This window comes from Microbulbifer mixtoriginis (SeqCode), from assembly GCF_052466695.1.
In genome coordinates this window covers 628,338-641,856 of record NZ_CP174285.1, presented here as the reverse complement: position 1 = coordinate 641,856, position 13,519 = coordinate 628,338, and the positions used below count along the sequence as shown (strand labels likewise).

8 protein-coding genes and 2 tRNA genes are annotated in these 13,519 nt (G+C 44.6%); 4 read left to right on the top strand and 6 right to left on the bottom strand.

Going from position 1 to position 13,519, the window contains the following annotated elements; translation table 11 throughout:
- The 4 genes from ACJJI0_RS02805 to ACJJI0_RS02790 all read left to right on the top strand — a co-directional run bounded on the left by ACJJI0_RS02805 (position 1) and on the right by ACJJI0_RS02790 (position 6,684).
- Positions 1-777 (top strand): ABC transporter permease, encoded by a 777-nt coding sequence (locus ACJJI0_RS02805; protein WP_444884582.1) that lies wholly within the window; start codon positions 1-3, stop codon positions 775-777.
- A complete protein-coding gene (locus ACJJI0_RS02800) occupies positions 774-1,478 on the top strand; it encodes an ABC transporter ATP-binding protein (protein WP_444884581.1) in 705 nt (234 codons plus the stop codon). Before ACJJI0_RS02805 ends, ACJJI0_RS02800 begins: the two co-directional genes overlap by 4 nt.
- On the top strand, positions 1,478-2,674 hold the full coding sequence (locus ACJJI0_RS02795; RefSeq protein ID WP_444884580.1) for a capsular polysaccharide export protein, LipB/KpsS family: 1,197 nt from the start codon (positions 1,478-1,480) through the stop codon (positions 2,672-2,674). Before ACJJI0_RS02800 ends, ACJJI0_RS02795 begins: the two co-directional genes overlap by 1 nt.
- 1,808 nt (positions 2,675-4,482) lie before the next feature.
- On the top strand, positions 4,483-6,684 hold the full coding sequence (locus ACJJI0_RS02790; RefSeq protein WP_444884579.1) for a capsular polysaccharide export protein, LipB/KpsS family: 2,202 nt from the start codon (positions 4,483-4,485) through the stop codon (positions 6,682-6,684).
- Positions 6,685-7,097: 413 nt separating this feature from the next.
- Here ACJJI0_RS02790 and ACJJI0_RS02785 read toward each other — a convergent pair whose 3' ends face one another.
- From ACJJI0_RS02785 to cysC, 6 genes are all read right to left on the bottom strand, one after another.
- Positions 7,098-7,967: an NAD(+) kinase gene (locus tag ACJJI0_RS02785; protein WP_444884578.1), complete on the bottom strand. Its 870-nt coding sequence runs from the start codon at positions 7,965-7,967 to the stop codon at positions 7,098-7,100.
- Between the two features lie 193 nt (positions 7,968-8,160).
- Positions 8,161-9,129, bottom strand: coding sequence for a 1-aminocyclopropane-1-carboxylate deaminase/D-cysteine desulfhydrase (locus ACJJI0_RS02780; protein WP_444884577.1), 969 nt, complete (start codon positions 9,127-9,129; stop codon positions 8,161-8,163).
- Between the two features lie 444 nt (positions 9,130-9,573).
- Positions 9,574-9,650, bottom strand: a tRNA-Asp gene (locus tag ACJJI0_RS02775).
- 27 nt (positions 9,651-9,677) lie between these two features.
- Positions 9,678-9,753, bottom strand: a tRNA-Val gene (locus ACJJI0_RS02770).
- Positions 9,754-9,848: 95 nt separating this feature from the next.
- A complete protein-coding gene (locus ACJJI0_RS02765; RefSeq protein ID WP_444884576.1) occupies positions 9,849-12,215 on the bottom strand; it encodes a DUF6351 family protein in 2,367 nt (788 codons plus the stop codon).
- 203 nt (positions 12,216-12,418) lie between these two features.
- A complete protein-coding gene (gene cysC, locus ACJJI0_RS02760) occupies positions 12,419-13,048 on the bottom strand; it encodes an adenylyl-sulfate kinase (protein ID WP_444884575.1) in 630 nt (209 codons plus the stop codon).
- Positions 13,049-13,519: the final 471 nt, after the last annotated feature.

Here is a 13,519-nt window from a genome sequence, read left to right as displayed (position 1 = left end):
GTGATCTTTTTACAAAAACATCATAGAGACATCGTCTTTTACAAAGCGCTCTGTAATTTACGATCTGAGGCCTCAAAAACCTACTTGAGTTTCCTCTGGTGGATAATAGAGCCAATTTTTTCGATGGCGATCTATTACTTTATATTTGCTGTTGTATTTCAAAGGGGAACAGATGATTTTATCCCCTTCCTTCTTGTGGGATTGGTAGTTTGGCAATGGTTTGCCCAGTGTGTCAGCCACTGCTCAGCTGCAATCACTCAAAATCATGCACTGATCAGCCAAGTCAACTTTCCCAAAGTTGTACTCCCATCGATTAATATCGTCATGGACACCTTCAAGTTCAGTATTGTATTCACATTACTGCTAATCGGCTTGTGGGCAATGGGGTATCCACCCACATGGAGCTACATTTACCTACCACTAATTTTGGCAATACAATTCCTGCTGAATTATGCCTGTGGCCTGATCGCCAGCGCGCTCATTCCATTTGTACCAGACCTCTCTAACTTGATTCCCCATTTACTACGACTTGGCATGTATGGCTCAGGTATCCTCTATAGCGTCAGCTCATTACCAGAAAACATTCAAGCTATTCTCGCTTACAATCCAATGGTCTGGATCATTGAGAGCTACCGAGACATATTGATGTATAACCAAATGCCTAACGTAACTAGTTTCGCAATTTACACCTGCGCAGCTATATCACTTTATGCCCTAGCTAGGTTGATAATGAGAAAGCTAAATCCCGTATTCGCAAGAGCACTGATGCAACGATGAGTGGAAGTAAGAAGCCAGCCATTAGCTTAAACAATGTACGGGTGACCTATCGCTCGGGAATTCCATTTACCCGTACAACCAATGTTTACAGCCCATTGAAAGATATTAGCTTCGAACTATATGAGGGCGACTCACTTGGGGTTCTCGGCCGTAATGGCGCAGGGAAAAGCACCTTACTTCGCCTGTTAAACGGCATTATAAAACCAGATGGTGGTAAAGTGATCAACCATGGTCACAGAACTGCGCTGCTCTCACTGACTGTTGGCTACGACCAAAACCTTTCCGGCCGCCAAAACGCAGTTATCAGCGGCATGATGATGGGCCTGAAAAAGCATTTCATCGTCAGTAAACTAGATGAAATTAATGAATTCGCCGAGCTTAAAGAGTTTTTTGACCAACCTGTTAAAAACTACTCTACAGGTATGAAACAACGGCTTGGAATGGCTGTCGCTATTCATTTGAAATCTGATATCTTACTGATTGATGAGATTTTAGCAGTCGGTGATTCTAGGTTTAGAAGAAAGTCAGAAGCAGTAATGAGGGAAAAAATTACCTCAGGAGACACTGTGGTTTTGGTTTCTCATTCTGCAGAAACTGTTAAGCGGCTTTGTAACAAAGCCATATGGATTGAAAATGGTGTTGTGGCCCAATACGGCGATAGTAAAGATGTAGTAGCATCTTATGAGGAATCACAGACGTAATGCGTATCCTTATATATGAGCCAATGCCAGATATTCAGCGCGCAGATATAATCTTAGCAATCGCACGTAAAGAATCCAAACTCGGAAATAATATTTTGCTATTGGTTGAAGAAGAGGTACAACTTCTTTTCAGGAACCACATCAAGCAACCGCACAGCGTTAACTGTACAAACATAATAAAAGCAAAGATTGCAACAAGCGAATTCGACTTTATTCCTCTACCTAGAAACAAAGCACTAGCGAAGCGATTCGAAGCAAGCCCCCAAAAGACCTTAAATGATATAAGGCGCTATCGAGCTAATTGCTTCCAGAAAGTAATAGAGAGCTTTAAACCAGAAAAGATAATAATCTGGAGTGGGCTACCCCATTATCAACAGGATTTTATCGATCTTGCACGCAATATAAATCCAAATCAGAAATTTTCTTTCTTGGAAGCTGGCTGGCTTCCACAGTCAGGTACTTACTATGAAGATCCCCTCGGAGTAAATGCTCAAAGCTCAATCTCTATTACAAAACCAAGAACTATTAGCCCGAAAGAACGGCAAAACATAATACAGTGGAAACTGTCATACAGAAATAAATTTGAAGGTAATAGCATATCTGATAATGGATATGTGTTTATCCCCCTTCAGCTAGAAACAGACACAAACATAACAAAATTTTCCCCATTTTCCACCATGAAAGAATTTCTTGAGTGGGCAGAATCGCGAATAGACCCCAGCAGAAATATCATTGCACGCCAACATCCTCTCGATCGCAAATCCACTAAAAACCTCCTCCCTGGAAACAGTCGAATAAAACTCGACAACAAAACACCACTACACCAATTGATAGCGAAATCTAATTGTGTCCTGGGAATCAATAGCACAGTATTACTAGAGTCGCTGATATACGAAAAGCCTATTTACGCGATAGGTGATGGGGTTTTTTCGGGCAGCAAGGCCATTTACAAAATAAACCTTCAGGAAATAGTGCCCATCAATCATAAATACTCTATTGACAAACAGGAAGAGCTCTTAAACCTCCTCCTCGGCAAGCAAAATAAACTTTCCACATCTAAAAACTCTTACTTTAGCAGCTTAGTATCGCTCAAAATAAATCACAGATATTCAAGTTACTCACCATTCGGCATTGCTTTTTCCATCTTTAAGATTTTGCTCAAAAGCAAACTAGAAAAGATTTTACTCAAAAGGTGACCCCCTCCCTTCAAACATAGACGCAAAATTGATTGTCAACGATAAACTTGCATAACAACTTATACAGCAAGTTAAAGCGAAGAAATACTGATCTCCCCCCGTTTTAACCGGCTCCAAAGCCAAACGGGCTAGGCGCCTTATGCCATAGTAAAACAAAGCCAGAAAGGCTTGGTAGTACTCAATCGAACTCAAAACAAAGGTAGTAATACTTAGCAGGATAGAGGGCTTTCCAACCAAGGAAATCATCCAAGCTCTCGACACTCGCTCTTTCATACTGTCACGATAGTGAAAAGAGTACCTAAAAGGGGAAAGGAGGATCGCGGCAGGTACACAAGAGAAGCTCTCTGGAGTAGCCTCTAGAATTAAAGGGTAAAGCGCTTAGAGGCGTAGAATCGGAAATTGAATTAGGAATTTGATTTGCCAAATAAATGGCAGCGATTTCTTCCGAAGGAATGCTAGCAAGATATCGGCTCTATTAATTCATCCAGGGGTTCAGATCAGAACCAGGCTTCAAGAAATTTGCCAATCACTATTATGATTGACTGAAGAGGCCGCAACCAAACCGAAGATACCAAGATGATGACCTCAAAGTTCCGATTCAAAAGATTTCGGATGACCCTGTAGGGTGACATAACAACCCAAGAATCTGAAAAACTCTACTAACCATGAATTATAAAGTTGACCGTAAGTGCGCAGCCCGACTGATGCAGGAGTCAGGGATGTAGCTAGTGTGATAGGTAGAGCACCGGGATAAAGCTTTTCCTGGCCCCCTAAGGAAAACTTTAAATCGGATGGAGCTGTACCTAAAAATAAGAATCAAGTTTGAATTGCTGGCGTAACTCACCTAAAGGTTAAGAGGCGTTAGCAATACTTACCAGCGGCAATAGATTCGTACTCTCGCCGAATAATCAGTTGAGATGTAGACACGAAAAGAGCAAAAAATTTAGCTGAAAAACCCCGATAAATGTTACAAGAAAAGAGAATCACAACCGGCTTGATATTACTCACAGATAGAAGCGTAAGGCACTGAGAATCCCAGCATCAAAAAGAGCTGAGAAAATATAGCATCCAGTATAGTTTGAGTTGAGCGGGTAAATATACGGACAATGCTCATACAGAGGCGTTCTTACATAGCTTAAAAGCAGAATTGATCAGAGAAACTTCTTCGAGGCAGCGAGCCACCTGGGGTATGCCCTAGTTCGATGCATTGATTATTTCTACAATCAAAATAGCCGCATTCCGCACTAGACTACCAGTCGCCAATGGTATATGAAAAAATAGGGACCTGAAAAGTAATATGCCTGCTTTATCGGGATCGGGGCAAGACGAGCATTAACCGTTGAAATCCCTGAAGGGGAGGCATGGAGCTTGCGCTTGTAACCTGGGCGCGGTAAAGCACACGCGTCGACCAATAAGACCCTATAGGGCCCCCATATAAAGAGGCTATCAAACTTTGAAACCGTCCTGTGCACGATATTCAGTATCAGCGCTTGAGAAATTGCTCATTGCAAGGCAACCCTATTCCGATACTGCTACCCTCAGGCATGCAAAGGTTTACTTAGGATAAATCAAATCCCCAAAATCCCCAAAATCCCCCTGGCAATAGAGAATCGCTCAGTTTTAGACTGACTGTTAGAGCGCTCAACGATACTTGATAGTCAACAATACTTGATAAAAGCAACACTTTTTAAGTAGAGCTGTATCATTTGATAGAAAAGACAGCAATCCTAGTGCCCCACTTGAACACTAAGAAGATAGGATATATTATTCCCGCAAAGACTTAATCTGTAAAGAGTCATCGACTAATTATGTACTTTAATGAAATAGAAATCCACAGATATTCACCTGCCAAGAAAAAAGTAGCCGTCATCTTCACTTTTCGCCACTCCGAGGCTCGACCAAACGACCTCCTCAGGATTGCGAACATCCTTACTAAGATTAATAGGACTGCGGATATTTCGACTTACCTTGTTGACTCAGGTAGCCCAGAAAATATATCTCTTCAACTTAGAGATATATGCAAGCAGCATACAGCAAACTATATAAAAGTAAGAACAGACAGAGAAATTTTTTCAATTGGCAAGGCGAGAAACATAGGGGCTTCTCATGCATTAGAAGACCATATTTTCTTTCATGACATTGACCTTATTGCGACCGATCAGTTTTACCTCTCTCTTGTTAAGGATGTAAGTACCAATTGGCAAACCAATAAATTCAACTGCTACCCATGCTTCTATATCACACAAGACTCTACCGAATCATATGATTGGAGCATGGATGAAAACATAAACTCTGTGCTTGAGGACTATTATCTTGGTCACGATGGCAAAATCCAAAACCCAGCTCTCGCATCGTCGTGTCTTCTCATAGAGCGGACATACTTTTTATCAGTTGGCGGGGTCGACTTCGATTTTCACGGGCACGGCTTTGAAGATTTCGAGCTCATGAACAGACTTTGTTATAACTACCCCATCTTCGAGCGTCCTCGCGATTATTATAGAGACACTAAAAAATGGTTTACAGGAAGATATGAAGGGTTCAGGGCACTTTTCTCAATGCACGGAAGACTGCAGCTAAGCCGTGGGCTCTATCTTATTCATTTGTGGCACCCCAATGATTCTGACTCTAACTATGTAAAATCAACCAAAAGAAACGCCAATTTACTTACTAAAAAACTGAAAGAGTTCGACCAAAAAGCAACACACCCCACTCCTTTGCCCGACCTAAATGCAGGGAAAACTTGTGCTTTAGGTAATCCCAACAACCTTTTTTATAAAAGCATAAGGGACGCGATTCCGCACTTTGGGGAGCTTCACTTTATTGAAGAAAAAGATATCAATAACTTAGATGAGTTTCACTCCTGGCTGATAAGGAAATCTATCGACCGAGTCTTACTACCAAACCCTTATGGCAACGAGAATCGCCTCAAAATATATCAAAAACTTAAGAATGAACAATTTCCGATCATCGTCTCCGACCGTGGCGCACTTAATAACTCATACTTTTTCGATGAAAACGGATTTAATTTTGATAGCGAATCTTACCATCCGGAATTTTGGGATAAGCCAGTCCCCTCATCGGAGCGGGAAGAACTAGAAAGCTATATCGCCACAGAGGTGGCATCAGACACGGCGCTCGAGCATCAAGGGCAAAGGCAGTCCCCTGAATCAATTAAGCGGCAGCTGGGAATACATAGCCGCAAGAAAATTCTTTTTGTGCCATTTCAACGCCCAGTAGACACTGTTTGTAAATATTTTTGTGGCCCCATAAAGAGCTACTCAGGTTTCTTAGAGCTAGTGGAAGAGCTAGCCGACACGCTCGATAATGACTGGGTAATTGTCGGAAAAAAACACCCTCTTGAAGACCACTACCCAGAACTCTCACGAATCACCTGGGCCCAGAGTGACATGCACTTCAAGGATCTAATCAACATTAGCGATGCCGTGCTCGTAATCAACTCTGGCGTAGGAGTACAATCATTAATGTGGAATAAGAAGGTTGTAGTGGCCGGGGACGCATTTTATGGCCATCGAGGTCTAACCTTTCAGTCGGCCAATGCCAGCGAAATCGAAAAAATCCTCAATGACGATTCTAGGTATCCTGACCCAGAAAAAATAAAAAGATTTATTTATTTCCTCTTAAAAAAAATGTATTCATTTGGAGAGGCATCCGTAAAAATTACCAAATTAGAAAACGGCCACAACCATTCCGCAACAACAGAAATCGCATTTAAAGAGATAAGATTACCAAATAGACAGCTGACCCTGAATCGCAATTACAGCATCATAAAGAGAAACAGTGGAGTTTTCAGGGACTTTACCCTCTACTTTGAATCTCGCCATCCTGGACAAAAGAAAGCTCAATTTAATAACCCTCAATTCAGGGGAGTCTTCACTCGATTTAAAAAACGAATCGCCGCCCCAGGGTTTACAAGAAGAAACATCAAGAAACTATTTTCACAGCCATCCACATTAATAACTGACACAAAAAATATAATTTCCGGATACTAATCGTTAGTTGCTTCGATTTAATTTGACAGTTGCCGTCATCCAGGCGGTACACTGTCAAATTTTACTCAAGCCAACTCTGACAAGTCGATCTACATCTGAGAATTCCCTGTAGAGTACGAGCTTTTTTGCTGGCAGATGGGCGAACTAATAAGAGCCCTCAGTAAGATCTTAGCCGAACGTTTTTCTTGTTATGAGAGAGGCCGTAGTTTTATGAGCCTGAATTCGATATCAATATCTATCTTTGAATCAATGTTAAACCCCTTATTCAGGCGCCCTCAATTTACAGCTAGGAAAAGCCTCTAATTAACCCCAAGGCATTTAACTCCTTGAGATATGCTACGACCGATCGATAGCCCCCCAGCCTCGCCACCCTCTAACATATTTTTTTCAGCTTTATAGTGTAATCTAGAAAGTTATTCAGCCCAGCCAAGTTTCGACCGGCAAGTCTCATAAAAATTGTGATCGATCGGATGGATAAGAGTTAACCTATGAGGCTTCTTGTGTATACGAATAACGTCACCCGGCTCGGTAACTACTTGATCGTACCCATCACAAGTCACATATGGATTAGCAGTATTTTGCTCGCCGACAATGATTTTAAATTCACTACTCCCCTCAACAACAATTGGACGGCTGCTGAGAGTATGTGGATTTAGTGGCACCACAACAATAGCATCCAATTTAGGATGCATAATCGGCCCGCCTCCTGAAAGCGCATAAGCAGTGGAACCTGTCGGAGTAGAAATTATTAAGCCATCAGAGCGTTGGGTATAAACAAATTGCCCATCAATATAAAGATCAAATTCGATCATCCGAATAAATTCACCGGGATGAAGTACAACATCGTTCAACGCTGAACCTTTTCCTATCGGCTTACCATCCCTAGTTACTGACACGTCAAGAAGAAAGCGGCTCTCGGCCATATATTTACCGGCCAATACCTCACCTACTTTTTTCTCAATCTCACCAGGGGTAATATCGGTGAGGAAGCCTAGGCGGCCACGATTAATACCCAGCAGCGGCACACTGAATTTCGCTAAAGCACGAGCAGCTGCAAGTAAGCTGCCATCACCACCGACGACGATGACCAAGTCACAGAGTTCGCCTAGCTTCTCTCTTGAAGAAACGCGTGCGTTGTGGGCGGACACTGCCGTAGCAGTCTCCTTCTCCAAAACAACGGCGTAGCCTTCACGCTCAAGAAATACCATAAGGCGCTTGAGTGAGAGTACAGCACTATCACTTTCAGTGCGGCCGATCAGGCCGATATTTTGAAATTCCGACACCGCTCCCTCTCAGGTGCCCGAACCTGGGCCTTGCGATTGTTGCTTTGCCTGTCAATCGCATAATCTCACTTTACACGTCGACAGAAGAAGCTTCCCAAAAATGTGACAGGAGATTATGCCTTAGCTTGGAGTTGGAGTCGAACAAGGACGCTAGGTCAATGAAAGCCGCCAACCAAAAAAAGTTGTTTTGAACCTAGCCGTCAAGCTGTAATCCACGCCGCCCCTGTAGTCCACCTGAATGGAGTGCTAAGATCTTAGTACCGCATTCGAAATGGCCAGCATTAGCTTTCAGGTGAATCGCATACAACAGTTTGGCGGTATAAATAGGATCTAGAGGAATACCGGATTGACACTCGAAAGCCTGCTGAAATGCCTGCAATTGGCTGGGGTATTTACCATAACCGCCACAATGGTACTCGTTCATTAGATCAACATCCTTCGCGACGGCCTGGTCGCACCTGCAAGCTTCGCTTGTTGATAGTGCCGAGAGCCAACGCTGTGCGTCTCGGCGGATAGACCCACCCGCCTTCAATACCTCAACGCCGCACACCTGAAAGCTATTTACAGCTGCTCTCAGCCCTCCTAGAGTCAAGCCTGTACCGCAAGCCACCCAAAGTTGATCAAACCTAATTGGCTTAGTAGCTTCAATAATCTTTCCCAATAAGAAAACCCCTCTTGCACCAGCAAAGTTTGCCCCACCTTCGGGCAAATAGAGGCAATTATGTTGCTCAACTCCTAAATGATTGAGAAATTCCTGCTGGTTGCGCTGCCTATACAGTTCCCGGGTCACAAATTTGAATTCCATGCCCAAGCGCTCTGCATCCAGAAGCATGGCACTTAGTTCTGGCCGGAGCTCACCGCGGATAATGCCATTCGTACGGAAGCCAAAGCGGGCCCCTGCAGCAGCAGTGGCATGCAGGTGATTTGACCATGCTCCACCACAAGTGATTAACGTCTCGACACCCAGCTCCCTTGCTTTAATCAAGTTAAAAATGAGCTTATACGCTTTATTACCTGAAATAAGTGGGTCCAGCAGGTCATCACGACGAATCCAAACCTCAACTCCCGGAAAAAGATTACTTCGGACCTTTTGGTAAGGAATCGCGTGGGCAGCCTCAGTGAAAGTGTCCAGATCAAGAGTTGTCAGGTAGGAAACTGTCACGTATCTCCAACCCCTTTAAAAAGAGGCAGTTTGACAGGGTTTACTCCATAAAAGCAGCCCTTTACCGATAAAGACACAATCCCCCCCCACAAAAAAAGTTCACAAGCAAAGTGTGCATCCCAACCCATCCAGAGCCAGCAATACGATAGAGTCTAACGCCCTCCGTATTAGGTTAGTGCTCGGCACTTAGCCAGAGATCATATGGACGAGATGAAGAGCCCCCCTAGCGCAGAATGCTGAGGGTAACATACCTGCTGCAAACTCCTTCCTTCCCGCCAACTACCGCAAGCTTGAGCACAAGGAAAAAGAGTTGTGCCACTCACCTCAAATAGCCTTAAGGGGCCAAGCAAGGCGCAGCTCCAAAGATACTCAGAACTAATTGCCACTTCGCCACACACACAAATAAAAAAGGCCCGTACATATGTACGGGCCTTTTATCGTATCTGGCGGACCGGACGGGACTCGAACCCGCGACCTCCGGCGTGACAGGCCGGCATTCTAACCAACTGAACTACCGGTCCTCGGTAGTAAACTTCCATTTAGGAAGTTGGTGGGTGGTACAGGGGTCGAACCTGTGACCTACGGCTTGTAAGGCCGTCGCTCTCCCAACTGAGCTAACCACCCGCTGCTCATCTTCTTTCAGGGCCTTGCCCCCTGAGCGAGGCGCATATTACTGGAATAAAATTTCCTGTCAATAATTTTCGCGCCAAGTCCCACTATTATTCATCGGGCATGCTTTCCGGTGGTACAGACACCGGTTGCATCTCCTCTTCCCCAACACTTGCCTCCTGCAATACCTTACCCTGTCGATAGTCTGGGTCAATTAAATGACCCGCGATTCGCACTGGGACCTCTTTAGGAATCAACTGCTCTCTTGGGCGGGCCAAATCCTGTTCATTGTAGTTGCATACCCCTGTTGGAAAGATACGGCGTAAGTCATCGAGACGACCTGATATCTCTTCCGTATGAGAGCCATAGACGCCTTTTGCAAGAGCCCTCTCCACCGGCTGAAGCGCGCACTTAAAGATGTCATCAGTCACTGGTGCTCCGGCTACCTGCCTTGAGGTGCTGTGGGCAGGGTATTCCCGCATACATTTCCCTTTCGACTGGCGGTTCCAGTCTCCATTCCAAACATCAGATCCTGATGCTAGTACATTACCTTCGCTATCAAAGCATTGGTCACTGGCATCCTCAGGTCGATTACCAACTACACCTTTAGCAGGGTCATTAATGATGTTTTGCATCCACCGGTCGACCAGATCAAGTGCATCATCCAATGGGTTGTAGTCTTTGTGACTCATCCAGATCAGTTGATTGTCAGCGTGGCCACGGGCCCTCCGGATACGCTCTCGAGTCGAAAAAGAAGCCGAGCTGTGATGCATATCTGGTTCTTCGTCCAGATAGTGGCGCATATCAATTATCGGAATTTCTACATCCCCAAGGAAAACATGACCAGACCTATAAATCCCCTTGATTGCCTCCATATCCGCGCGGCTACGCTTAGCTGGGCTCGCCAGAGTCCCCATGTTTAAATTTTGCTCACTCCATACTGAAAGGCGCACAGGAAAAAGCCCACCATTGAGAAACCAGAGCTTTTCTTGCGACTGATTCTGCGGGGCTTTCCACCCACCTATTGCAGCATTGATTTTTAAGAAATTATCGATGCTTATCTCTCCATCAACCAACGCTTTCAACCCATACTGAACCCCTTCATTATCCCAGGTTGTATTCGCATAGCCATTTTCAGCAGCACCATAGAACTGGCGAAGATTTTCCCAATGTGTCCAATGCACTCTATCCGGCAAATCACCGGAAAAACTTTTAAAAAAGTGTACAAAGTTTGGGTTATTTACCAGTGGCACCAAACCACGCCAACCTTCTACACATTCAGTTGCACCGCTAGGTCGTCCCCTATAACGGCCATCAAACAAACCAGCGGCTAAAGTAATCAGCTTAAAGCGGCTATCCGCTTCAGGGTTCGCAGCCAACCCCTGTATCCGTTGACGTTCCTCAACATCCTGCCAGCGGGGGTTGTTAGCATCCAGGACATCGAAGAAATACTCTAAAGGCTCACAGTCAAAGGCATAGATAGTCTGGGTTACCATATCTGGATAGGAGTAAAGTGGTATCGCCGCATCCAGTAGCCCCGGTGCATTTTGCGCCAAGATGTACTGCTGAATAGCACCTCCCGAGCCACCGATACCAACCGTATACATGGGCTCACCATAGAGTGCTTGGAACTGTTTTTTTAGGCGCCGTGCCGTATCCTCTGCCAACCATAAGTTATAGTGATTTCTGGTTTGATTCGCCGTCGAGTAAACGATGGCATATCCTCGAGCCAACTGGTCCATTCGCCGAGTTGTCACATCTCCTTTGCTCAAATTACCTTGGCGCCAACCTATACCTACTCCCCCACGGAACTGATAGATCAAACGCCGGTTCCAATTGCTGGCATTTGGTTTTTCGGCAGTTTCGCCGTCTCCTCGCAGAGCTGCAATAGCATAATGATGCCGGTTAATCGTGCCTGTTTCGACACGGACAATAAAATCTACTTGGCGGCCATTTACTGTTACCTTATCAATATCGTTACGTGCTTCATGTAGGTAATAAAAGCTTCCATCCGTTGTGCTCCTATAGAAGTACGTTACCTCCGTTGCATGGCTACAGTCTCGGCTATAACCAATCACCTCTTTGGTTTTCTTCCCATCTGGACCTAAAGCAAAAACTGGGACCCCCTCCTTAGCTTGGTTATCAACCAATGGCTGCTTATCGGTGATCGCATTACGACCACAAAAGAAGGGGTACTTTGAGGGGCCAGTAAATAACGTTTCTACTGGTCCAACCTCACCAATTGAGATAGGGAATGGGAAATACTCAGGCGGACGTGACATCATTCTAGGGTGAGGCCCCGCATAAGCCGGTGTAGAAGCATAATCAAGAGCTCCAGCCGGCACCCCTATTACTGGAGCATCTGCTTTACCATGTACTTTTGGCAATTTCGCATACGCGATCCAAGCGACTACCCCCAGCACTCCGAGCAGCGCCAAGAAAAATACAGAGAGAAACCAAGCTCCCCTTGTCGACATAAACGCCTCCACAGCTGTCAACTTCACCAAGTGATACAGCTTGAGTATATGAAGGGATAAAGAGGTCAACCGACAGTTGGCGCCGGGGAGGACTTATAGGAAGGATGTATCAGAAATATCGAACCAAGTAGCCCAACAAATCAGGCAAAGACAAAAAGGAAGCCCATCAGGCTTCCCTTATAGTATGCCTCAAAAAAGTCAGCTTAATCCTTGGCAATAAGACCTTTCTCTTGCAGGGTAGAAATAATTACTTCCACCTCTTGCTCTAAGGTCATTTCTGCCGTATTGAGACGCAACTCAGGGGAAATAGGCGCTTCATAAGGGTCATCAATTCCAGTAAAACCCTTAATTTCACCCGCACGAGCCTTTTTATAAAGGCCTTTAGGGTCACGAGATTCAGCTTCCTCAAGTGGACAGTCTACAAACACCTCCAAATAAGGCAGATTGCCATCCTCATGCATCTTTCTAACCATATCGCGATCTTCTCGATATGGACTAATAAAGCTACTGAGAACCACAACCCCAGTGTCCGAAAACAGTTTAGAAATCTCACCTACACGACGGATATTTTCTTGGCGATCTTCAGCAGAAAAGCCTAGATTGGAGTTGATACCCAGACGTATATTGTCACCATCCAAGCGATAGCTCAGGACACCACGCGCAGCCAAAGCCTTCTCAACTGCTACTGCTACCGTGCTCTTGCCGGAACCCGACAGGCCGGTGAACCAAAGGGTCACGCCTTTGTGACCAAGAATACTGGCCCTATTGTCACGAGTTACATCGCCATCATGCCAATGTACATTGGTCGCCTTGCGTTCAACTGTTGTCGTCACCGATCACTCCAAGATTTTGATTCAATTCCTATTCCCTCTGCAGTGAGAGGTTCGCAGGAAACCACTCCCCCAGAGGCTAGGCGGCCAATTATCAGGCATTTGAAGCATTAGCGTAAAGGCTTTGCTTATAGCATATTCAACCACATATAGTGGTGGATGTGCATAAGTACCTCTGGCCGCTTAATTCTAAATTTCGACATCAAGAAAGAACATAGTCACCTAAAAGAGAAAAATTTTAGGTGATAAATCCTAAGGAAAAGCGCCTTTTTCCCTGGTCGAGAAGTAGGGACTATTTTTCCATTGACTGTTGTGGGCCAGCAAATAGATTTAACCTAAATTTGATAATGATCATAATTCTATTGAGAGCACCATAAATTCAATGCCTCAATACTGTGCACTTTCAAATAAGCTTCATTAAACAACAATCAGTATTAACCATTAGCAATTAAAGCATATCACGCAGCATTATCT

What these genes read in the sequence shown, in the direction of transcription:
- ACJJI0_RS02795 (WP_444884580.1), top strand. Translation starts at nt 1,478, where the DNA reads ATGCGTATCCTTATATATGAGCCAATGCCAGATATTCAGCGCGCAGAT.
- ACJJI0_RS02790 (WP_444884579.1), top strand. Translation starts at nt 4,483, where the DNA reads ATGTACTTTAATGAAATAGAAATCCACAGATATTCACCTGCCAAGAAA.
- ACJJI0_RS02765 (WP_444884576.1), bottom strand. Translation starts at nt 12,215, where the DNA reads ATGTCGACAAGGGGAGCTTGGTTTCTCTCTGTATTTTTCTTGGCGCTG.
- ACJJI0_RS02800 (WP_444884581.1), top strand. Translation starts at nt 774, where the DNA reads ATGAGTGGAAGTAAGAAGCCAGCCATTAGCTTAAACAATGTACGGGTG.